We start from the raw sequence: 20,433 nt of genomic DNA on the forward strand, positions 1-20,433 counted from the left end.
GGGGCGGGGCTAGGGTTGCTGCTGAGTGGCCAAGTGGTCAGACCAATCTAGAATGCCATGGCGATGGTGATCCGACATTCGGCGAAACCCTGCATGGGGCTGCTGGCCACCGTGCGCGGGGGGCGCCACTGGCTGTGCAGGTGCATCCATGTCCTGATCCAGGTGCTGCTGCTGGGCTTGCCGCTCGGCGTCTCGGCCAGCACAGCCGCGCCGGCACTGGAGCATGTCGATCCCACCGGCCGCGTGACGGCGGATGACATCGTCGGCGGGCGCGTGTCGCTGCGGCCTGCGGGCGGTGCCTGGACCACCTACACCCTCGGCCCCGGCGGTGTGCTGTGGCTTCGCTATCCCGTCCCGCCGCAGGCGAATGTCGATTCGCCCTGGCGCATCGAGATCCCGTTGCCTCAACTGGACGACGTCACCTTCCATCAGCGCGACGCTGGCGGAGCCTGGGTCCGCCAGTGGGCCGGCGACACCGTTCCGGTGGACAACTGGACGGAGCCTGGCCGCTACCCGTCCTTCCGACTCGTGCCCGGCGGGCCGGATGGCGCGGTGCTGCTGGAGATCCGGCACGCGCGGCCGTTCTCCCTGCCGGTGCGCTTCATCAGCGAGGCCGCGCATGACCAGCAGCTCGGGCGCGACTACGTGCTGATCGGCCTGCTGATGGGCGTGCTGCTGCTGCTCTCCATCGCCTGCGCCAGCCTCGGCGTCGCCTACCGCGACCGCGCCTACGCCTGGTACGCCCTGCAGGTGCTGGTGATGGGCCTGTCCGTCGCCACCTACAGCGGCATTGCCGGGCATCTGATCTGGCCCGCCGCCGGCCGCTGGGCCGACGCGGCCAATGGCTCGCTCGCGCTGCTGTCGGCCGCGCTCATCCTCATCGTCGTGCGCGAGGTCAGCGGCGTGACCGCGCACCACGCGCGCCTCGCCCGGTTCACCGCCGGCGTGGGCGCGATCGGGCTTGTGCTGGCCGTGGCCCATGGCGTGATGGATCGCTCGCTCAGCGTGCTGTTCATCACGGCTTATTTCGTGCTCGGCATCGTGCTCAACGTGCTGATGGCTCGTCATGCCGGCCGCCGCGGCGACCCGGTGGGCCACTGGCTGCTGGGCGCCTACCAGCCGCCCAGCGTGGCCGTGGTGATGGTGCTGCTGCGGGTGAACGGCTGGGTGCCGGCGGACTGGGATACGCAGAGCCTGCTGATGCTGTCGATGCTGCTGCAGGGGCCGCTGCTGCTGGCGGCGCTGCACCTGCGTACGCGCGGCCGCCATCACCTGCAGATCCGCACGAAGTCATTGGTGACGCATGACCCGCTGACCGGCCTGCTGACCGAGCCGCTGTTCCAGGACCGGCTGGACAACGCGGTGCGGCGCGCCCGCGCGCATGGCGACAACGTGGCCTTGCTGCTGGTGGAGCTGGCCAACCTCCCTGCGCTGCGCCAGTCACTCGGCGCCACCGCGGCCGAGCGCGCCCTGCTGCGCAGCGCGATCAAGCTGCGCGGCATCGTCAACGACGTGGATACGGTCGCGCGGCACGGCGACGGGCGCTTCGCGCTCCTTCTTGAAGGCCACGGCCGGCGTGACTCGGTGCTGGCCCTGGCGCAGCGCATCGTGGCCTCGGGCCTGCGCCAGCCGGCCCCGCCTGCGAGCGAGCCGCCCTTTCGATTCCACATCGCGGCCTGCGTGCTGCGCGAGCAGACCGACAGCGGCGCCGGCGTGGCGGTGCGTCTCGGCGAACTGCTCGATGCCATGTCGCAGCGCAGCCGCCGCACGATCCGATTCCTGGAGGCCGATGCCACCGTGGCCATGGCCCTGGACGACCCGGACGGCCCCGCCGATGGCGGCGAGGCGGCCCACAACCTGCTGGAGAGAAAATCATGAGACTTGCTGGAAAGACGGCGCTGGTCACGGCGGCCGGCCAGGGCATCGGCCGCGCCTGCGTGCTGGCCATGGCCGCCGAGGGCGCCGAGGTGTGGGCCACCGATGTCAACCCGAAGCTGCTGGATGGCTATGACGGCGTGGCCGGCGTGCGGGCGGTGCCGCTGGATGTGCTGGACAAGGCCGCGATCGCCCGCGTCGTGCAGGTCATGCCGCGCGTGGACGTGCTGTTCAACTGCGCGGGCTTCGTGCACAACGGCACCGTGCTGCAGGCGAGCGACGCCGACTGGGAGTTCGCTTTCCAGCTCAACGCGCGCGCGCAGTTCTGGACCATCCAGGCCGTGCTGCCGCGCATGCTGGCCAACGACGAGGGCCGCGGCCGTGGCAGCATCATCAACATGGCGAGTGTCTGCAGCAGCATCAAGGGCCTGCCCAACCGGTTCATCTACGGCGCCAGCAAGGCCGCGGTGATCGGCCTCACCAAGAGCGTGGCGGCGGATTTCGTGGGCCAGGGCATCCGCTGCAACGCCATCTGCCCCGGCACGGTGGACACGCCCTCGCTGCAGGATCGCATCAACGCGCATGACGATCCCGTGGCCGCGCGCAAGGCCTTCATCGCGCGGCAGCCCATGGGGCGTCTCGCCACGGCGGAGGAGATCGCGCCGCTGGTGGTGTACCTGGCGAGCGAGGAGTCGGTGTTCGCGACCGGCCAGGCGTTCGCGGTGGATGGAGGGATCACGATTTGAACCAGCTCGATTTCAAGGGCCGCCACGCGGTGGTCACCGGTGGCGCCACCGGCCTGGGCTACGCCATCGCCGAGCGCCTGATCGCATCGGGTGGCACGGTCACCCTGTGGGACCGCGACGACGCGACGGTGTCGCAGGCTGCCGAGCGCCTGCCGGGCACCGGCGTCAGCGCCGTCACCGTGGACGTGTGCGACGACCAGCAGGTGGCGCGCGCCGTGCAGCAGACGCTGGCCATCGCCGGGCGCATCGACGCGCTCGTCAACAGCGCCGGCATCACCGGCCCCAACGCGAAGCTGTGGGACTATCCCGTCGATGCCTGGCGGCAGGTCATGGAGGTCAACCTGAACGGCCTGTTCCTCTGCTGCCGCGAGGTGGTGCCGGTGATGCGCACCGCCAACTACGGCCGCATCGTCAACATCGCCTCCGTCGCCGGCAAGGACGGCAATCCCAACGCCAGCGCGTACAGTGCCAGCAAGGCAGCGGTGATGGCGCTCACCAAGTCGCTCGGCAAGGAACTCGCCGACACGGGCGTGCGCGTCAACTGCGTCACGCCGGCCGCGGTGAAGACGGCCATCTTCGACCAGATGTCGCCCGAGCACATCGCGTTCATGCTCTCCAAGATCCCGATGGGCCGCTTCGGCACGCCCGAGGAAGTGGCCGCGCTCGTCGCGTGGCTCTGCACCGAGGAATGCTCGTTCTCCACCGGCGCCGTGTTCGATCTCTCGGGCGGCCGCTCCACCTACTGATCCACTCCACAAGAAGGAAAAACCCATGAAACTCGTCCGCCATGGCAACCCGGGCCGTGAGAAGCCCGGCCTGATCGACGCCGAGGGCAAGCTGCGCGACCTCTCGGGCGTGGTCCCCGACATCGGCCCGGCGCAGCTGGCGCCGGCCGCGCTGGCCAAGCTGCGCAAGCTCAAGACCGACAAGCTGCCCGCGGTGCGCGGCACGCCGCGCCTGGGTTGCCCGGTCAGCGGCACGGGCAAGTTCATCGCCATCGGCCTGAACTTCGCCGACCACGCCGCCGAATCGGGCGCGCCCATCCCCAAGGAGCCCATCGTCTTCATGAAGGCAGTCACCTGCCTGCAGGGCCCGAACGATCCGGTGATGCTGCCCAAGGGCTCGGTCAAGACCGACTGGGAGGTGGAGCTCGCGGTCATCATCGGCACGCGCGCGCGCTACGTGCCGCAGTCGAAGGCGCTGGAGTTCGTGGCCGGCTATGCCGTCTGCAATGACGTGAGCGAACGCGAGTACCAGCTCGAGCGCGGCCCGCAATGGGACAAGGGCAAGGGCTGCGACACCTTCGGCCCGGTCGGCCCCTGGCTGGTGACGGCCGACGAGGTGCCCAACCCGCAGCGACTGGGCATGTGGCTCGATCTCAATGGCCAGCGCATGCAGACCGGCAACACCAAGACCATGATCTTCGGCGTCGCCAAGCTGGTGAGCTACGTGAGCCAGTTCATGACGCTGATGCCGGGCGACATCATCACCACCGGCACCCCGCCCGGCGTGGGCCTGGGCATGAAGCCGCCCAAGTACCTGAAGAAGGGCGACGTCATGACCCTGGGCATCGAGGGCCTGGGCGAGCAGCGGCAGGTGGTGGTGCCGTTCAAGCTGTAGGGGCGGGTGGCCAGGGGTGAAGGGCCCCCTGACGCCCTTCGTTCTCAGGGGAAACCCCCGCCCAACCTAGAACAGCGCCCCTAGATCCCCGGGCGGCGGTAGCGCCGTCACCGGATTCATGCAGAATAGAACGACCGTTCGTTTTATTTTGACCTGAATCCATGTCGGTGACTGACCTGCCCTTGAAGCCCGCCCGTGCCCGGGAGGGCCGCGCGCTGCAGAAGGGCCAGCAGACCAAGGCCGCGATCGTCGATGCGGCGCTCGGCCTGGCCACGCAGATCGGCCTGGAGGGGCTCTCCATCGGCGCGCTGGCCGAGGTGACGCAGATGAGCAAGTCGGGCGTGTTCGCCCACTTCGGCTCGCGCGAGGAACTGCAGATCTCCGTCATCCGCGAGTACCACGCGCGCTTCGAGGACGAGGTCTTCTACCCGGCCATGTCGCAGCAGCGCGGCCTGCCACGCCTGCGCGCGATGTTCGCCAACTGGATGAAGCGCACCTCGGTCGAGATCGACTCAGGCTGCATCTACATCAGCGGCGCGGTGGAGTTCGACGACCGCCCCGGCCCGGTGCGTGATGCGCTGGCCAGCTCGGTGCTCACCTGGCACGCCGCCATGAAGCGCGCCATCGCGCTTGCCAAGGTGCAGGGCCAGCTCGCGCCCGACGTGGATGAGGAGCAGATGCTGTTCGAGATCCACGGCCTCATCCTCGCGCTGCACTACGAGGCGCGCTTCCTCAAGACCCCCGGCTCCATCGCCCGCGCCAATGCGGGCTTCGAGAACATCCTGCGGCGCTACGGCGCGACCGACGCCGCGCCCGCCACCCCCGCTTCGGCCCTTGCCACCGGCAAGGCCGCCCGTTCCCCCAAATCCCGATCCGCCAAGGAGTAAGCCCATGCCCGTCTACAACCCGCCCCTGCGCGACATGCAGTTCGTGATGCACGAGGTGCTGAACGTCGCCGCCGAGTACAAGCAGATGCCGGCCCACGCCGAGACCGACGAGGACACCATCAACGCCATCCTCGAGGAAGGCGGCAAGTTCGCGGCCGAGGTGACCTTCCCGCTCAACGTGAGCGGCGACGCCGAGGGCTGCAAGCTGAACCGGGAGACCCACGAGGTCACCACGCCCAAGGGCTTCAAGGAAGCCTATGCCAAGTACGTGGAAGGCGGCTGGCCCGCGCTGTCCTGCGACCCGCAGTACGGCGGCCAGGGCCTGCCCATCGTCGTGAACCAGGCGTTCTACGAGATGCTCAACAGCGCCAACCAGGCGTGGACCATGTACCCCGGCCTCACGCACGGCGCCTACGAGGCGCTGCACGCGCACGGCACCCCGGAACAGAAGAAGACCTACCTGCCCAAGCTCACCAGCGGCGAGTGGACGGGCACGATGTGCCTGACCGAGCCGCATTGCGGCACCGATCTGGGCCTTCTGCGCACCAAGGCCGAGCCGCAGGCGGACGGCACCTACCGCATCACCGGCCAGAAGATCTTCATCTCCGCTGGCGAGCACGACTTCGTGCCCAACATCATCCACCTGGTGCTGGCCCGCCTGCCCGACGCGCCGCAAGGCAGCAAGGGCATCAGCCTGTTCATCGTGCCCAAGTTCCTGGTCAACGCCGACGGCTCGGTGGGCGCGCGCAACGGCATCCACTGCGGCGGCCTGGAGCACAAGATGGGCATCCACGGCAACGCCACCTGCCAGATGGTGCTGGACAACGCCGTCGGCACCATGGTCGGTGAGCCCAACAAGGGCCTGCAGGCGATGTTCGTGATGATGAACGCCGCGCGCATCGGCGTGGGCAACCAGTCGCTGGGCCTGACCGAGGTGGCCTACCAGAACGCGCTGGCCTACGCGAAGGACCGCATCCAGATGCGCAGCCTGTCCGGCCCCAAGGCCAAGGACAAGCCGGCCGACCCGATCATCGTGCACCCCGACGTGCGCAAGATGATCCTCACCGCCAAGGCCTACGCCGAGGGCGGCCGCGCGCTCAGCATGTTCTGCTCGCTGCTGATCGACCGCGAGCTGCACCACCCCGACGAGAAGGTGCGCAAGGAGGCCGAGGAGATGGTCGCCCTGCTCACGCCCATCGTGAAGGCCTTCATCACCGACAACGGCCACATCGCCACCAACGCGTGCATGCAGGTCTTCGGCGGCCACGGCTTCATCAAGGAATGGGGCATGGAGCAGTTCGTGCGGGACAACCGCATCAACATGATCTACGAGGGCACGAACACCGTGCAGTCGCTGGATCTGCTGGGCCGCAAGGTGCTGGGCAACAACGGCGCCACGCTCAAGAAGTTCGGCAAGCTCGTCGCCCAGCTGGTCGAGGAAGAGGGCGTGAACGAGAAGATGTCAGAGTTCATCACGCCGGTGGCGATGCTGGGCGAGCAGATCACCAAGTTCACCACCGAGCTGGGCTTCAAGGGCTACCAGAACGCCGACGAGGTGGGCGCCGCCGCGGTGGACTACCTGCGCGTGCTAGGCCACCTGGTGTTCGGCTACTTCTGGGCCCGCATGGCCCAGGTGGCGCTGCGCCAGATCGCGGCCGGCAACAGCGACCCGTTCTACCAGGCCAAGCTGCAGACCGCGCGCTTCTACTTCGCCCGCCTGTTCCCCGAGACGGCGACGCTGATGCGCACGGCCCGCGCGGGGGCCAAGAGCCTGCTGGATACCGAGGCGGCGCTGGCATGAGCCCCGCCACGGCTTCCACCGCTGGGGTTTCGCTTCGCTGCCACCCCAGCCTACGACAGGCAGCCGCTCCTCCCCTCGTAGGCTGGGGTGGAGCGCAGCGCAACCCCAGCGTTCCCGTCGTGCGCAGCGCCCTTGTCGCCTTCACCACGCTGCTGGCGGCCTCCGCCTTTGCGCAATCGTCGCCGGTCGGCCTGTGGCGCAACATCGACGACAAGACGGGTGAGGCGAAGGCCGAGATCCGCATCGTGGAGCAGGCTGGCGCGCTGTTCGGCCGCATCGAGCGGCGCCTGTCCAAGGACGCGAAGCCCGGCGCCGTGTGCGAGGAGTGCTCCGACGACCGCAAGGGCAAGCCCATGGACGGGCTGGAGATCATCCGCCATGCCCGCAAGGCCGAAGGCAAGGATGTGTGGGAGGGCGGCAAGATCCTCGACCCCGAGAACGGGCGCGAGTACACGCTGCGCCTCACCCCGCAGGAGGGGGGCCGCAAGCTCGACGTGCGCGGCTCCTTCGGGCCCTTCGGCCGCACGCAGACATGGCATCGGGTGCCCTGAGCACCCCGCAAGGAACACTGATGTACCAGGACCGTGAAGAACGCAGCGGGGGCCAGGCGGCCCCGGTCAACGACGAAAGGGCCCAACGAATGAGCCGATTCCAGGTGAAGAAGGTGGCCGTGCTCGGCGCCGGCGTGATGGGCGCTCAGATCGCCGCCCACCTCGTGAACGTGAAGGTGCCGGTCGTGCTGTTCGACCTGCCCGCGAAGGACGGCCCGAAGAACGGCATCGTCACCCGCGCGGTGGAGGGGCTGAAGAAGCTCAAGCCCTCGCCGCTGGGCGTGGCCGACGACGCGGCACTCATCCAGCAGGCCAACTACGAGGAGCACATGGCCCTGCTCGGCGAGTGCGACCTGGTGATCGAGGCCATCGCCGAACGCATGGACTGGAAGCTGGACCTGTATCGCAAGATCGCACCTCACGTGGCGCCGCACGCGATCGTGGCCTCCAACACCTCGGGCCTGTCGATCACCAAGCTGTCCGAGGCGCTGCCCGAGGGCATCAAGCCGCGCTTCTGCGGCATCCACTTCTTCAACCCGCCGCGCTACATGACGCTGGTGGAGCTGATCGCCACGCCCACCACCGGTCCGCTGATCCTGGACCAGCTCGAATCCTTCGTGACCAGCGGCCTGGGCAAGGGCGTGGTGCGTGCCAAGGACACGCCGAACTTCGTGGCCAACCGCATCGGCATCGCCGGCATGCTGGCCACCATGCACGAAGTGCAGAAGTTCGGCCTGACCTTCGACGTGGTCGATGATCTCACCGGCCGCAAGCTGGGCCGTGCCTCCAGCGGCACCTTCCGCACCGCGGACGTGGTGGGCCTGGACACCATGGCGCACGTCATCAAGACCCTGCAGGACAACCTGAGCGTCGAGACCGATCCGTTCTATCCCGCCTTCGGCACGCCGGAGGTGCTGAAGACGCTGCTGGAGATGGGGAACCTGGGCCAGAAGAGCAAGGCCGGCTTCTACAAGAAGGTCGGCCGCGACGTGCTGCGCTTCGAACTCGAGAGCAAGGACTACGTGCCCGCCGGCGAGAAGGCCGACGAGGTGTATGGCCGCATGCTCAAGAAGCCGGCTGGCGAGCGCCTCGCTCTGCTTCGCAATGCCACCGGCGCGCAAGGCCAGTTCCTGTGGGCCATCCTGCGCAACAGCTTCCACTATGCCGCGGTGCATCTGGCGACCATCGCCGACACGGCGCGCGACGTGGACCAGGCCATGCGCTGGGGCTTCGGCATGAAGCAGGGCCCGTTCGAGCTGTGGCAGGAAGCCGGCTGGCTGCAGGTCGCGCAATGGATCCAGGAAGACATCGACGCCGGCCGCGCGCTGTGCAAGGCGCCGCTGCCCGACTGGGTCTTCAAGGGGCCGGTGGCCGAAGCCGGTGGCGTGCACACGGCCGAAGGCTCGTGGAACCCCACGGCCGGCCGCTTCGAGCCGCGTCGCAGCCTGCCGGTGTATGGCCGCCAGCTCTTCCCCGAACTGCTGCTGGGCGAGGCCGGGCCGCGCTTCCAGACGGCGGGCACCACAGTGCACGAGGACAAGAGCATCCGGCTGTGGTCACTGGACGGTGATGTCCTGATTGCCAGCCTCAAGACCAAGATGCACACCATCAGCCCGGAGGTGTGCGAGGGCCTGCAGCTCGCGATCGAGACGGCCGAGAAGGACTACCAGGGTCTGGTGATCTGGTCGGGCGACGAGCCCTTCAGCGCCGGCGCCGACCTGGAGGCCACGCTGCCCGCCTTCATCGCCGTGGGCGTGAGCGCCATCGAGGACGCCGAGGGCTTCATGCAGCAGACCATGCTGCGCTTGCGCTATGCCGGCGTGCCGGTGGTCTCGGCCATCCGCGGCCTGGCCCTGGGCGGCGGCTGCGAACTGGGCCTCTACAGCGCGCTGCGCGTGGCCCACATGGAAAGCTACATCGGCCTGGTCGAGGTCGGCGTGGGCCTGGTGCCCGGTGCCGGCGGCCTGACCTACATCGCGCGCCGCGCTGCCGAGAACGCGGCGGCCAGCACCGACAAGGACCTGCTGAAGTTCGTGACCGAGGGCTTCACCGCCGCCGCCATGGCCAAGGTGGGCACCAGCGCGCTCGAGTCGCGCAAGCTGGGCTATCTGCTGGAGTCCGACCTCGTCGTGCCGCACAAGGACGAACTGCTCTACGTGGCCGTGCAGCAGGCCAAGGCCATGCACGACGCCGGCTGGCGCGCGCCGCATCGCCGGCTGTTCCCGGTGGTCGGTCGCAACGGCAAGGCCACTATCCAGGGCCAGCTGGTCAACATGCGCGACGGCGGCTTCATCAGCAGCCACGACTTCCACATCGCCTCGCTGATCGCCCACGTGGTCACCGGCGGCGACGTGGATGCCAACACCCTGGTCAGCGAGGAGTACCTCATGACCCTGGAGCGCCAGGCCTTCTGCGCCCTGGTCCAGCACCCCAAGACCCAGGAGCGCATCCTGGGCATGCTGAACACCGGCAAGCCGGTGCGGAACTGAGGCGATGGTGCAGGTCCGGGCCGAGACCCCGCCTTCCTCCCTCTCCCGCTTGCGGGAGAGGGTTGGGGTGAGGGTCCGTGCGCTGCGTCGATCCTCGACGGATGCCGAAGCGCAGCTCTGGAACCGCCTGCGCAATCGTCAGCTGCTCGGCCTCAAGTTTCGACGGCAACATCCCATCGGCCCCTACTACGCTGACTTCGCTTGTCTGGAGATCCGACTGGTAGTCGAACTCGATGGCGGCCAGCATGTCGAGGATGCCGTCCGTGACGCGAGGCGGGCCGCAGCCATGGCAGCGCAAGGCTTCACGACGCTGCGCTTCTGGAACCACGAGGTTCTGGGCCAGATGGATGCCGTGCTCGAAGCCATCCGGCTTGCCGCCGAGGCAGCCCTCACCCCCACCCTCTCCCGCAAGCGGGAGAGGGAGCAAGACACAGACTGAACTCGCCAGGAGCTCCCCCATGACCAAGCAGATCCAGGACGCCTACATCGTCGCCGCCACGCGCACGCCCATCGGGCGCTCGCACAAGGGCTATTTCCGCAACACCCGGCCGGACGACCTGCTGGCCACCGCGCTGCGCGCCGCCATGGCGCAGGTGCCGGGGCTGGACCCGGCCGCGGTGGAGGATGTGATCGCCGGCTGTGCCATCCCCGAAGCCTCGCAGGGCCTCAACGTCGCGCGCATTGGCGCGGTGCTGGCCGGTCTGCCCAAGAGCGTGGGCGGCATCACCGTCAACCGCTTCTGCGCCTCGGGCCTGTCAGCCGTGCAGATGGCCGCCGACCGCATCCGTGTGGGCGAGGCCGACGTGATGATCGCGGCCGGCACCGAGAGCATGAGCCTGGTGCCGATGATGGGCAACTCGCCTTCGCTGTCGCCCACCGTGTTCAGCAACCCGGAGGACATCGAGAGCTACGGCATCGCCTACGGCATGGGCCTCACCGCCGAGAAGGTGGCGCAGCAGTGGAAGGTGAGCCGTGATGCGCAGGACGAGTTCGCGTACCGCTCGCACATGAAGGCCATCGCGGCGATCAAGGCCGGCGAGTTCGCCAGCGAGATCACCGAGGTCGAGATTGCCGAGCGCTCGCTCGATCTCGAATCGGCCGAGGTCGCCGTGGCCCGCCGCAAGGTCGCCATCGACGAGGGCGCGCGCCCCGACACCACGGTGGAGGCGCTGGGCAAGCTGCGCCCCGTGTTCGCGGCGCGCGGCAGCGTGACGGCTGGCAACAGCTCGCAGACCTCCGACGGCGCCGGCGCGCTGATCCTGGTGAGCGAAGCCGCCCTCAAGCGCTACAACCTCACGCCGCTCGCGCGCTTCGTCAGCTACGCCAGCCGCGGCGTGCCGCCGCACATCATGGGCATCGGCCCGATCGAGGCGATTCCGGCCGCGCTCAAGTCCGCCGGCCTCAAGCAGGACGCCATCGACTGGTTCGAGCTGAACGAGGCCTTCGCGGCGCAGTCGCTGGCCGTGATGAGCACGCTGGGTCTCGACCCCGCCAAGGTCAACCCGATGGGCGGCGCCATCGCGCTGGGCCATCCCCTGGGCGCCACCGGGGCTATCCGCTCCGCGACAGTCGTTCACGCGCTGCGCCGCAAGAATCTGAAGTACGGCATGGTCACCATGTGCGTGGGCATGGGTCAGGGCGCCGCCGGCATCTTCGAGCGCGTCTGAAGCCTTCGTCCGCCGGCCCGTCACCCCGGGCCGGCACTTCCGTTCCCCGAACCCGACAACAGGAGACCCGTCATGCAAAGCCTCGCCCTTGTTTCGCACGATGGTACGAAACTGGCCGCCCGCGTGTTCGAACCCCCGGGCGCGCCCAAGGGCAGCGTCGTCATCGGCGGGGCCATGGGCGTGCGGCAGGAGTTCTACGCGCCCTTTGCCGACTGGCTGGCCGGCCAGGGCTGGCGGGTCACCACCTTCGACTACCGCGGCTCGGGGGATTCGGCGCCGGCCACGCTGCGTGGCTTCCGTGCCGACCTGTTCGACTGGACACGCGACTACGAGGCTGCGATCGACGCCGCCAAGGCCGCACTGCCCGAGGCGCCGCTGTTCCTGCTGGGGCACAGTCTGGGCGCGCAGCTGCCGGGCTTCCTCACGAACCAGCATCATGTGAATGGCCTGCTCAGCGTCGCGGCGGGCAGCGGCTACTGGCGCGAGAACGCGCCGCAGCTCAAGCGCATCGTCCCCTATTTCTGGTTCGTGCTGGTGCCGCTGGCCACCAAGCTGTGCGGCTACTTCCCGGGCCGCAAGCTGCGCAAGGTGGGTGACTTGCCGGCCGGCGTGATCATGCAGTGGCGCAAGTGGTGCCTGAACCCGCGCTACAGCGTGGGCGCGGAGGGCGAGCTGGCGCGCCAGGCCTACGCGCGCGCCACGTTCCCGGTGATGGCGGTGTCGATCACCGACGACGAACTGATGACGCTGCGTGGCACGCAGTCGCTGGTGAGCCTGTACGAGAACGCGCCTGCGCAGGTGGAGCGCGTGGCGCCGCAGGACGTCTCCGTGCGGCGCATCGGCCACTTCGGCGCCTTCCGGGGCGAGCACGAGACGCGGCTGTGGCCACGGATGGCGCAATGGCTGCAGGGCCTGGGGCAAGGGGGTGGGAAGGCTGGGGTTGCGCTGCGCGCCAGCCCAGCCTACGAGAGCCACGAGGGCCGCGCGCGATGAGCGAGCTGCACCCTTTCGACGCCGCCATCGCGCTGAAGCCGCTGGCCGAGGGTGAGGCGCAGGGGCACACCAGCCCGGCCTACGCCAATTTCATCGGTCCCTACGGCGGCATCACCGCCGCACAGGCGATCCAGGCGGTGCTGCGCGATCCGCGCCTGCTGGGCGAGCCGATCGCGCTCACGGTCAACTACGCCGCCGCCCTGGCCGACGGGCCCTTCGTCGCCCGCACGCGACCGGCGCGCACCAACCGGTCCACCCAGCACTGGATCGTGGAGCTGCTGCAGGGCGAGGAGACAGTGGTCACAGCCACCGTGATGACGGCCGCGCGCCGCGAGACCTGGAGCGGCCACGAGGCCGGCATGCCCGATGTGCCGCGCCCCGCCGACGTGCCGCGCACGCCGCGTCAGGGCGTGGCCTGGCTGAATCGCTACGACATGCGCTTCCTTACCGGCTTCGTCCCGCGCAAGTGGGAGGGGCAGGGCGACGCCGAGAGCCTCACCCGTCTGTGGCTGCGCGACGAGCCGCTGCGGCCACTGGATTTCGCCTCGCTCACCGCGATGGCGGATACCTTCTTCCCGCGCATCTGGCTGCGGCGCGCCAAGCAGACGCCAGTGGGCACCGTGACCATGACGGTGTACTTCCATGCCGACGGCGCGCAGCTCGCGGCCACCGGCACGCAATACCTGCTGGCGCAGGCGCGTGGCCAGGGCTTCCGCAACGGCTACTTCGACCACGCGGGCCAGCTCTGGAACGAGCAGGGCGACCTGCTCGCCACCACCCACCAGGTCGTCTACTTCAAGGAGTGAGCGCATGAAGCCCGTGGCCCTGGTCATCGGCGCCGGCGACGCGACCGGCGGTGCCATCGCGGCTCGCTTCGCCCGCGGCGGCTACACCGCCTGCGTGACGCGGCGTCACCTCGACGCGCTGCAGCCGCTGCTGGAACGCATCCGTGCCGAGGGCGGCGAGGCGCATGGCTTCGCCAGCGACGCCCGCCAGGAGGAAGAGGTCATCGCGCTGTTCGAGGACATCGAGTCGCGCATCGGCCCGGTGGAGGTGCTGGTGTTCAACATCGGTGCCAACGTGCCCTCCAGCATCCTGGAGGAGACGGCGCGCAAGTACTTCAAGGTCTGGGAGATGGCCTGCTTCGGCGGCTTCCTGAACGGGCGTGAGGCCGCGCGGCGCATGGTCACGCGCGGCCGGGGCACCATCCTCTTCACCGGCGCCACGGCCTCGATGCGCGGCGGTGCGAACTTCGCCGCGTTCGCCGGCGCCAAGCACGCGTTGCGCGCGCTGGCGCAGAGCATGGCGCGGGAGCTGGGGCCCAAGGGCATTCATGTCGGGCATGTCGTCATCGACGGCGGCATCGACACGGCCTTCATCCGCGAGAATTTTCCCGAGCGCTATGCGCTGAAGGATCAGGATGGCATCCTGAACCCCGAGCACATCGCCGACATGTACTGGATGCTGCACCAGCAGCCGCGCGACGCCTGGACGCACGAGCTGGACCTGCGGCCGTGGATCGAGAAATTCTGACTGCCGCGCGCAAGGACGCACCCATGAGCAAGACGCTTGAGTTCTACTTCGATTTCGGCAGCCCCGCGGCCTGCCTGGCCTGGACGCAGGTGCCGGCGCTGGTGCGCGAGACCGGTGCCACGCTGCAGATGCGGCCCTTCCTGCTGGGGGGCGTGTTCCAGGGCACGGGCAACCAGTCGCCCATGGCGGTGCCGGCGAAGGGTGCGTACGTGATGAAGGACCTGCAGCGCTTCGCGCGGCGCTACGGCGTGCCGCTGCAGTCGAACCCGCACTTCCCGATCAACACGCTGCTGCTGATGCGCGGCGCGGTGGGCCTGCAGATGCGCGAGCCGGAGCGCCTGGTGCCCTACGGCGACGCGGTCTACCGTGCCATCTGGGCCGACGCTCGCAACCTCAACGATCCGGCCGAGGTGGGCGCGGTGCTGGCCGCGGCCGGCTTCGACCCGCAGGCGCTGCTGGCCCTGGCGGCCGATCCCGAGGTGAAGGACCGCCTGAAGACCGTCACGCAGGAGGCGGTGGCGCGCGGCGTGTTCGGGGCGCCGACCTTCTTCGTCGGCGACGAGATGTTCTGGGGCCAGGACCGGCTGGACTTCGTGCGCGAAGCCCTGGCCTGACGGCCCGCCACCGATTCGATCTTTCCAACGGAGACTCCCCATGTCCGAAGACATCCGCGTCCACACCGAAGCCGGCGTGATGACCATCACCCTCCACCGCGTGGAGCGCAAGAACTCCATCACCGCCGCCATGTACGGCGCCATGGCCGATGCCTTGTCGGCCGCCGAGGCCGACGCTTCGGTACGCGTGGTGGTCATCCAGGGGCACGAGACCGTGTTCTCGGCCGGCAATGACATCGGTGACTTCCTGAACAACCCGCCGGCGGGCCAGGGCTCGCCCGTGTTCCGCTTCCTGCACGGCATTGCCGCGTTTCCCAAGCCGCTGATCGCCGCCGTCTGCGGTCCGGCGGTGGGCGTGGGCACGACGCTGCTGTTCCACTGCGATCTGGTCTATGCCGGCGACAACGCGGCGTTCTCCATGCCCTTCGTCAACCTCGGCCTGTGCCCCGAGGCGGCCTCCAGCCTGCTGGTGCCGCAGATGCTGGGCTACCACCGCGCGGCCGAGGCGCTGCTGCTGGGCGAGCCCTTCATGGCCGAGGCCGCGCTGGAGGTGGGCCTGGCCAACCGCGTGCTGCCGCCGACGGAGGTGAACGCCTATGCGCTCCAGCAGGCGCGCAAGCTCGCCGCCAAGCCGCTGACCAGCCTGGTGGAGACCAAGCGGCTGATGAAGAAAGGCCAGTCCACCCTGGTGGCGCAGCAGATGCAAGACGAGGGTGCCAGCTTCGGCCGCATGCTGCGGGAGCCGGCGGCGCGGGAGGCCTTCACTGCGTTCATGGAGAAGCGCAAGCCCGATTTCTCGAAGGTCTAGGCACCCCTCGCCCTTGACCCGGGTCAGGCACGGCGCTGCGCGCCTGCGCTAGAGTATCCGTCACGCGGCGCGAACCTTGCTTCGCATGCCGGGCCGCTCGCTCTGCCTGACTCGACCATGGTCCCACCCGACGCTTCCTACGACGTGATCGTCACCCGCGAAACCGCCTGGGTGCGGGTGCGCGTGGTCGGCACGCCGACCATCGACCAGCTGCTGTCCGCCGTGCACCTGCTCGGCGTGCGCAGCGAGGCCTGGCCGCAGCGCGCGATGCTGGTGGATCTGCGTGAGGTCACCACGCCCTTCGAACCGGTGGAGCAGTACCGCCTGGGTGAGGAGACGGCCGCCAGCCTCTCGCACATGGCGCGCATCGCCTCCGTGGTGCCGGCCGAGCGGGTGACGCGCATCAGCCAGAAGGCCGCGCGCCGAAGCGGCACCAACGTCATGGTGTTCGACAATGAGGCCGAGGCCATCGCCTGGCTCACGGGGGCGGATCCATCCTCGCTGCCGGCGGGGCTGGACGGCTCCGAATCCACCGCGGGCTGAACGGCCGGCGGGGGGCGCCGCGGTTGCGGCTCGCTGCGGCGTGGCCGAGAATGCGCCGTCTGCCGACCCCCACCTTGCCCATGCCTTTTCTGCTGCTGATCCACGAACCTGTCGGCCAGCGCGCCGAACGCACCCGCGCCGAGGGCGAGGCCGCGTACGCCGCCATGGTGCGCTTCTCCGAAGACCTGCGCGACCAGGGGCGCCTGCGCGCGGTGGAGTCGCTGACCGGCCTGGACCAGGCGAGCCGCGTCGAGGTGCGCGGCGGCCGTCCGCAAGTGCTGGACGGCCCGTTTGCCGAGGCCAAGGAGATGGTGGGCGGCTTCTTCCTGCTGGACAACGTGTCGCGGGAAGAGGCACTGGCCATCGCCGCGCGCTGCCCGGCCGCCGCCTGGGCCACGGTGGAAGTGCGCGAGACGGGTCCCTGCTTTCTCTGAGCGCTGCCCTGGCGTCCGCGACCTGTCGATTCCGCCTTGGCCGGATCGTCGAGCAGGCAGGCAGGCCGATGGGCGGACTGCCCCCTCCATCACCCGGGAGTGCGCCATGCGCTTCATGATCATCGTCAAGGCCACCGCCGACAGCGAGACCGGTTGTTTCCGGCCCGAGCAGGAGGCGGTCTTCGCCGCCATGGCCACCTACCACGAGGAACTGGCGCGTGCCGGTGTGCTGCTCGATGGCACCGGCCTTCACCCCAGCAGCAAGGGCTGGCGCATCCGCTACGAAGAGGGGGATCGCCGCACGGTGGTCGACGGCCCGTTCACCCAGACCAAGGAGCTGATCGCCGGCTACACGCTGATCCAGGTGCGCACGCGCGAGGAGGCGCTGGAGTGGACGCGCCGCTTTCCCAACCCGGTCGGCGAAGGCATGCCGTGCGAGGTGGAGGTGCGGCAGCTCTACGAAGCGGAGGACTTCGAGCCCGCCGTGTCCGACGCCACGCTGCAGCGCTTCCGCGACATCGGCATGGGGTGACGCGCTGTCCATGACCACGGCCACGCAGGAGGCGATTGCCGCCGTCTGGCGCATCGAGTCGGCCCGCATCGTCGGTGCGGTGGCACGCATGGTGCGTGACGTCGGCACCGCCGAGGACATCGCGCAGGATGCCCTGCTGGCGGCGCTGGACCACTGGACGCGCGAGGGCCTGCCGGACCGGCCGGGCGCCTGGCTCATGACCACGGCCAAGCACCGCGCGCTGGACCACCTGCGCCACCTGCGCATGCGCGACGAGAAGCATGCAGAGCTGGGCGCGGACCTGGAGGCGCGTGAGGCCTTGGTGGTGCCGGACTTCGTGGACGCGCTCGACGCGGCCCGGCAGGACGAGATCGGCGACGACCTGCTGCGCCTGATGTTCACCGCGTGCCACCCGGTGCTGCCCACCGACGCGCGCGTGGCACTCACGCTGCGGCTGCTGGGCGGCCTGTCCACGCAGGAGATCGCGCGCGCCTTCCTGGTGCCGGAGCCGACCATCGCCCAGCGCATCGTGCGGGCCAAGCGCACGCTGGGCGAGGCGCGCGTGCCGTTCGAGCTGCCGCGCGGCGAAGCGCTGGGCGAGCGGCTCGCCTCGGTGCTGGAGGTGATCTACCTCGTCTTCAACGAAGGCTACACCGCCACCGCGGGCGATGACTGGATGCGCCCCGCGCTCGCCCAGGAGGCGTTGCGCCTGGGCCGCGTGCTGGCCGGCCTGGCCCGGACGGAGCCGGAGGTGCTGGGCCTGCTCGCGCTGATGGAGCTGCAGGCCTCGCGCATGGGGGCGCGCACCGACGCACAGGGTCGGCCCGTGCTGCTGGCTGACCAGGACCGCGGCCGCTGGGACCGTCTGCTCATTCGCCGTGGCCTCGCCGCGCTGGAGCGGGCGGAGGCGCTGGGCGGTGCGCGGGGACCCTACGTGCTGCAGGCGGCCATCGCGGCGTGCCATGCGCGCGCCGTGGCGGCGCCGGAGACCGACTGGCTGCGCATCGCCGATCTGTATGCCGAGCTGGCCGCGGTCATGCCCTCGCCCGTGGTGGAACTGAACCGCGCGGTGGCGGTGGGCATGGCGCACGGGCCGGCGGCGGGTCTGCAGATCCTGGAGCCGTTGCGTACCCACAAGGCGATGCGCCAGTACCCGTGGCTGCCCGGCGTGCGCGGCGATCTGCTGGCACGGCTGGGGCGGCATGCCGAGGCCGCGGCCGAGTTCGCGCAGGCGGCGGCGCTGGCGGGCAACGCGCGCGAGCGGGAGCTGATGCAGGCCCGCGCCACCGAGGCCGTGCGTGCCGCCGAAGGGCCTGCACAGCGGAACTGAGGGCGCCGCCAGCGCGCGAAGCGCAAACCTGCTTCAATCGAAGCGGATGCCAGTCAATGCCAGTCCCCTGCTGCAGGGGCCCATTCTCCCCACGCTGCTGCGCCTGGCGCTGCCCAACGTCTTTGCGATGGTGGCCGCCACCGCAGTGGGCATCGGCGAGACGGTCTACGTGGGCCTGCTGGGCAAGACGGCGCTGGCCGCCATGGCGCTGGTGTTCCCGTTCGTGATGCTGATGCAGATGTTCTCCGCCGGGGCCATGGGCGGCGGCGTGTCGTCTTCGGTGGCGCGTGCGCTGGGCGCCGGGCAGCCGGCGCGCGCGCAGCAGCTCGCCACGCACGCCGTGGTCATCGGCCTGGTGGCGGGGGCCAGCTTCACCGTGCTGCTGTGGCTGTTCGGGCCCACCCTGTACCGCCTGCTGGGCGGCCGCGGCGAGGTGCTGGCGGAGGCGGTGCGCTATGGCGCCTGGGTGTTCCTCGCCACGCCGGCGATCTGGCTCTTCAACACGCTGATCTCCATCGTGCGCGGCAGCGGCAACATGCGCATCCCCTCGGGCGCCATCCTCGCTGTCTCGCTGCTGCAGGTGGCGTGCGGCGCCACGCTGGGCCTGGGTCTGGGCGGCGTGCCGCGGCTGGGCATGCAGGGCGTGGCGCTGGGCCAGGTGATCGCCTACGCGGCGGCGGCTATGGTGCTGTGGTGGTACGTGCGACACGGGCCGTCCAAGGTGCGGCTGGTGTTCCTCGGTGTCGCGTTGCAGGGGCCGCTGTTCCGCGACATCCTGCGCGTGGGCGCGCTGGCGTGCCTGTCGCCGCTGCTCACGGTGGCCACCATCCTCGTCGTCACCTCGCTGGTGGCGGCGCACGGCAATGACGCGCTGGCCGGCTACGGCATCGGCTCGCGGCTGGAGTTCCTGCTGGTGCCCATCGCCTTCGGCGTGGGCGTGGCCGCGGTGCCCATGGTGGGCATGGCCATCGGTGCCGGGCAGGTGGCGCGCGCGCGTCGCGTCGCGTGGGCGGCTGCCGGGCTCTCGGCGGTGCTGCTCGGCACCGTGGGCTTGCTGCTCGCGGCGTGGCCTTCGTTGTGGACTTCGTTGTTCAGCCGCGACCCCGCCGTGCTCGCCCACGCGGCGAGCTACCTGCGCTGGGCGGGCGGCGGGTTCGTCTTCTTCGGCCTCGGTCTCACGCTGTACTTCGCGGCGCAGGGCTCCGGGCACGTGGCCGCGCCGGTGGCGGCGTCGTTCCTGCGCTTCCTGTTCGTGCTGGCGGGCGGCCAGTGGCTGGCCGCCAGCGGCGCCGGGCCGTCGGCCTTGTTCGCGCTGGTGGGCGCGGCGATGGCGGTCTATGGCTGCGCCACGGCGCTGGGGGTGTGGCGGACGCGGTGGGGGCCGGCGACGCAGCGCGCCTAGCTCGAAGTCGCCTTCGCCGCCTGCGCGAACTGCGGCGCCACCCGCGCCACCACCGGCCCGTCGAAGGCCCACGACATGCACTGGCCCATGTAGAACGGCGGCGTGGAACCCACCGGGTGCGAGGGGCGGCGCGTGCCGGCTTCGCTGTCGTGGTAGTGCGGGATCATCTGGAATGCGGCGGTAGCGGCGTTGAACACCAGCTCGCGCAGGTGGGTGCAGCCGGCAGTGCCGCCCATGGCCTCGTTGATGGCCTTGCGCCAGCCGCGGCCGATGGTCAGGCCGACCAGTGCGCGCAGTGGGGCCTCGGCGGCGCGGTGGCATTCGCCGAAGGGCACGTAGGTCATCGCGGCGTGGGCGTCACGGATGGTGAAGCCGTCGTCCAGGGTGAGGCGGACCCGCATCTCGTGGATCGGCTCGCCGGGCGGCACCACGCCGCGCTCATGCAGCGGCGCCGGAATGCCCTTCACGTCGGTCAGCGTGCAGTCGATGTCCCACAGGCCGTCGTCGCGGCGGAAGCCGTCGAACGAGATGCGGCGCTGGTGGATGGGGCGGCGGGGGGACGGTTCAGGCAGGGCGGACATGATCGTGGAGTGTAGGGTTCGCGGCAGCCCTGTATTTTCACCAAGCGA

Annotated in this window: 21 protein-coding genes; 20 read left to right on the top strand and 1 reads right to left on the bottom strand. The window is 69.9% G+C overall.

What is annotated here, in order from left to right; genetic code table 11:
• Positions 1-63 precede the first annotated feature (63 nt).
• From ACE3T5_RS04665 to ACE3T5_RS04760, 20 genes are all read left to right on the top strand, one after another.
• Entirely contained in the window at positions 64-1,878 is a 1,815-nt protein-coding gene (locus ACE3T5_RS04665) for a 7TM diverse intracellular signaling domain-containing protein (protein WP_374664967.1), read from the top strand.
• Complete coding sequence (locus ACE3T5_RS04670; protein WP_374664969.1) at positions 1,875-2,621, top strand: SDR family oxidoreductase; 747 nt, start codon at positions 1,875-1,877, stop codon at positions 2,619-2,621. The genes ACE3T5_RS04665 and ACE3T5_RS04670 overlap by 4 nt, the downstream gene beginning before the upstream one ends.
• Positions 2,618-3,367 (top strand): SDR family NAD(P)-dependent oxidoreductase, encoded by a 750-nt coding sequence (locus tag ACE3T5_RS04675; RefSeq protein ID WP_374664971.1) that lies wholly within the window; start codon positions 2,618-2,620, stop codon positions 3,365-3,367. The genes ACE3T5_RS04670 and ACE3T5_RS04675 overlap by 4 nt, the downstream gene beginning before the upstream one ends.
• 25 nt (positions 3,368-3,392) lie before the next feature.
• Complete coding sequence (locus ACE3T5_RS04680) at positions 3,393-4,241, top strand: fumarylacetoacetate hydrolase family protein (RefSeq protein ID WP_374664973.1); 849 nt, start codon at positions 3,393-3,395, stop codon at positions 4,239-4,241.
• A 161-nt stretch (positions 4,242-4,402) separates the two neighbouring features.
• Positions 4,403-5,128, top strand: a complete 726-nt coding sequence (locus ACE3T5_RS04685; RefSeq protein ID WP_374664975.1) for a TetR/AcrR family transcriptional regulator — start codon at positions 4,403-4,405, stop codon at positions 5,126-5,128.
• Positions 5,129-5,132: 4 nt separating this feature from the next.
• A complete protein-coding gene (locus tag ACE3T5_RS04690) occupies positions 5,133-6,929 on the top strand; it encodes an acyl-CoA dehydrogenase C-terminal domain-containing protein (protein ID WP_374664977.1) in 1,797 nt (598 codons plus the stop codon).
• A 119-nt stretch (positions 6,930-7,048) separates the two neighbouring features.
• Positions 7,049-7,480: a DUF2147 domain-containing protein gene (locus tag ACE3T5_RS04695; protein WP_374664979.1), complete on the top strand. Its 432-nt coding sequence runs from the start codon at positions 7,049-7,051 to the stop codon at positions 7,478-7,480.
• An 89-nt stretch (positions 7,481-7,569) separates the two neighbouring features.
• Positions 7,570-9,969 (top strand): 3-hydroxyacyl-CoA dehydrogenase/enoyl-CoA hydratase family protein, encoded by a 2,400-nt coding sequence (locus ACE3T5_RS04700; RefSeq protein ID WP_374664981.1) that lies wholly within the window; start codon positions 7,570-7,572, stop codon positions 9,967-9,969.
• Between the two features lie 67 nt (positions 9,970-10,036).
• Complete coding sequence (locus ACE3T5_RS04705) at positions 10,037-10,408, top strand: endonuclease domain-containing protein (protein ID WP_374664983.1); 372 nt, start codon at positions 10,037-10,039, stop codon at positions 10,406-10,408.
• Between the two features lie 19 nt (positions 10,409-10,427).
• On the top strand, positions 10,428-11,636 hold the full coding sequence (locus ACE3T5_RS04710) for an acetyl-CoA C-acyltransferase (protein WP_374664985.1): 1,209 nt from the start codon (positions 10,428-10,430) through the stop codon (positions 11,634-11,636).
• Between the two features lie 72 nt (positions 11,637-11,708).
• Positions 11,709-12,629 carry an alpha/beta fold hydrolase gene (locus tag ACE3T5_RS04715; RefSeq protein WP_374664988.1) on the top strand — a complete coding sequence of 307 codons (921 nt, stop codon included), beginning with the start codon at positions 11,709-11,711 and terminating at the stop codon, positions 12,627-12,629.
• Complete coding sequence (locus tag ACE3T5_RS04720; RefSeq protein WP_374664990.1) at positions 12,626-13,435, top strand: acyl-CoA thioesterase; 810 nt, start codon at positions 12,626-12,628, stop codon at positions 13,433-13,435. Before ACE3T5_RS04715 ends, ACE3T5_RS04720 begins: the two co-directional genes overlap by 4 nt.
• A gap of 4 nt (positions 13,436-13,439) precedes the next feature.
• Positions 13,440-14,162, top strand: a complete 723-nt coding sequence (locus ACE3T5_RS04725) for an SDR family oxidoreductase (protein ID WP_374664992.1) — start codon at positions 13,440-13,442, stop codon at positions 14,160-14,162.
• Between the two features lie 23 nt (positions 14,163-14,185).
• Entirely contained in the window at positions 14,186-14,776 is a 591-nt protein-coding gene (locus ACE3T5_RS04730) for a 2-hydroxychromene-2-carboxylate isomerase (protein ID WP_374664994.1), read from the top strand.
• Positions 14,777-14,816: 40 nt separating this feature from the next.
• Positions 14,817-15,584 (top strand): enoyl-CoA hydratase, encoded by a 768-nt coding sequence (locus ACE3T5_RS04735; RefSeq protein ID WP_374664996.1) that lies wholly within the window; start codon positions 14,817-14,819, stop codon positions 15,582-15,584.
• 117 nt (positions 15,585-15,701) lie between these two features.
• Positions 15,702-16,127 carry an STAS/SEC14 domain-containing protein gene (locus ACE3T5_RS04740; RefSeq protein WP_374664998.1) on the top strand — a complete coding sequence of 142 codons (426 nt, stop codon included), beginning with the start codon at positions 15,702-15,704 and terminating at the stop codon, positions 16,125-16,127.
• Positions 16,128-16,207: 80 nt separating this feature from the next.
• Positions 16,208-16,561: a YciI family protein gene (locus ACE3T5_RS04745; RefSeq protein WP_374665000.1), complete on the top strand. Its 354-nt coding sequence runs from the start codon at positions 16,208-16,210 to the stop codon at positions 16,559-16,561.
• Positions 16,562-16,667: 106 nt separating this feature from the next.
• On the top strand, positions 16,668-17,093 hold the full coding sequence (locus tag ACE3T5_RS04750; protein ID WP_374665002.1) for a YciI family protein: 426 nt from the start codon (positions 16,668-16,670) through the stop codon (positions 17,091-17,093).
• Between the two features lie 10 nt (positions 17,094-17,103).
• The gene (locus tag ACE3T5_RS04755; protein ID WP_374665004.1) at positions 17,104-18,402 is read left to right on the top strand and encodes an RNA polymerase sigma factor; all 1,299 of its coding nucleotides are present in this window, start codon (positions 17,104-17,106) and stop codon (positions 18,400-18,402) included.
• A gap of 46 nt (positions 18,403-18,448) precedes the next feature.
• A complete protein-coding gene (locus ACE3T5_RS04760) occupies positions 18,449-19,804 on the top strand; it encodes an MATE family efflux transporter (RefSeq protein ID WP_374665006.1) in 1,356 nt (451 codons plus the stop codon).
• Here ACE3T5_RS04760 and ACE3T5_RS04765 read toward each other — a convergent pair.
• Positions 19,801-20,385: a DUF2889 domain-containing protein gene (locus ACE3T5_RS04765; protein WP_374665008.1), complete on the bottom strand. Its 585-nt coding sequence runs from the start codon at positions 20,383-20,385 to the stop codon at positions 19,801-19,803. The two genes, ACE3T5_RS04760 and ACE3T5_RS04765, sit on opposite strands and share 4 nt — an antisense overlap.
• Between the last annotated feature and the right edge of the window lie 48 nt (positions 20,386-20,433).

It is taken from the genome of Ramlibacter sp., assembly GCF_041916345.1.
Lineage (GTDB): Bacteria > Pseudomonadota > Gammaproteobacteria > Burkholderiales > Burkholderiaceae_C > Ramlibacter.

What these genes read in the sequence shown, in the direction of transcription:
- ACE3T5_RS04740 (WP_374664998.1), top strand. Translation starts at nt 15,702, where the DNA reads ATGGTCCCACCCGACGCTTCCTACGACGTGATCGTCACCCGCGAAACC.
- ACE3T5_RS04745 (WP_374665000.1), top strand. Translation starts at nt 16,208, where the DNA reads ATGCCTTTTCTGCTGCTGATCCACGAACCTGTCGGCCAGCGCGCCGAA.
- ACE3T5_RS04715 (WP_374664988.1), top strand. Translation starts at nt 11,709, where the DNA reads ATGCAAAGCCTCGCCCTTGTTTCGCACGATGGTACGAAACTGGCCGCC.
- ACE3T5_RS04760 (WP_374665006.1), top strand. Translation starts at nt 18,449, where the DNA reads ATGCCAGTCAATGCCAGTCCCCTGCTGCAGGGGCCCATTCTCCCCACG.
- ACE3T5_RS04730 (WP_374664994.1), top strand. Translation starts at nt 14,186, where the DNA reads ATGAGCAAGACGCTTGAGTTCTACTTCGATTTCGGCAGCCCCGCGGCC.
- ACE3T5_RS04720 (WP_374664990.1), top strand. Translation starts at nt 12,626, where the DNA reads ATGAGCGAGCTGCACCCTTTCGACGCCGCCATCGCGCTGAAGCCGCTG.
- ACE3T5_RS04665 (WP_374664967.1), top strand. Translation starts at nt 64, where the DNA reads ATGGTGATCCGACATTCGGCGAAACCCTGCATGGGGCTGCTGGCCACC.
- ACE3T5_RS04685 (WP_374664975.1), top strand. Translation starts at nt 4,403, where the DNA reads ATGTCGGTGACTGACCTGCCCTTGAAGCCCGCCCGTGCCCGGGAGGGC.
- ACE3T5_RS04680 (WP_374664973.1), top strand. Translation starts at nt 3,393, where the DNA reads ATGAAACTCGTCCGCCATGGCAACCCGGGCCGTGAGAAGCCCGGCCTG.
- ACE3T5_RS04690 (WP_374664977.1), top strand. Translation starts at nt 5,133, where the DNA reads ATGCCCGTCTACAACCCGCCCCTGCGCGACATGCAGTTCGTGATGCAC.
- ACE3T5_RS04700 (WP_374664981.1), top strand. Translation starts at nt 7,570, where the DNA reads ATGAGCCGATTCCAGGTGAAGAAGGTGGCCGTGCTCGGCGCCGGCGTG.
- ACE3T5_RS04735 (WP_374664996.1), top strand. Translation starts at nt 14,817, where the DNA reads ATGTCCGAAGACATCCGCGTCCACACCGAAGCCGGCGTGATGACCATC.
- ACE3T5_RS04725 (WP_374664992.1), top strand. Translation starts at nt 13,440, where the DNA reads ATGAAGCCCGTGGCCCTGGTCATCGGCGCCGGCGACGCGACCGGCGGT.
- ACE3T5_RS04710 (WP_374664985.1), top strand. Translation starts at nt 10,428, where the DNA reads ATGACCAAGCAGATCCAGGACGCCTACATCGTCGCCGCCACGCGCACG.
- ACE3T5_RS04670 (WP_374664969.1), top strand. Translation starts at nt 1,875, where the DNA reads ATGAGACTTGCTGGAAAGACGGCGCTGGTCACGGCGGCCGGCCAGGGC.
- ACE3T5_RS04750 (WP_374665002.1), top strand. Translation starts at nt 16,668, where the DNA reads ATGCGCTTCATGATCATCGTCAAGGCCACCGCCGACAGCGAGACCGGT.
- ACE3T5_RS04765 (WP_374665008.1), bottom strand. Translation starts at nt 20,385, where the DNA reads ATGTCCGCCCTGCCTGAACCGTCCCCCCGCCGCCCCATCCACCAGCGC.
- ACE3T5_RS04755 (WP_374665004.1), top strand. Translation starts at nt 17,104, where the DNA reads ATGACCACGGCCACGCAGGAGGCGATTGCCGCCGTCTGGCGCATCGAG.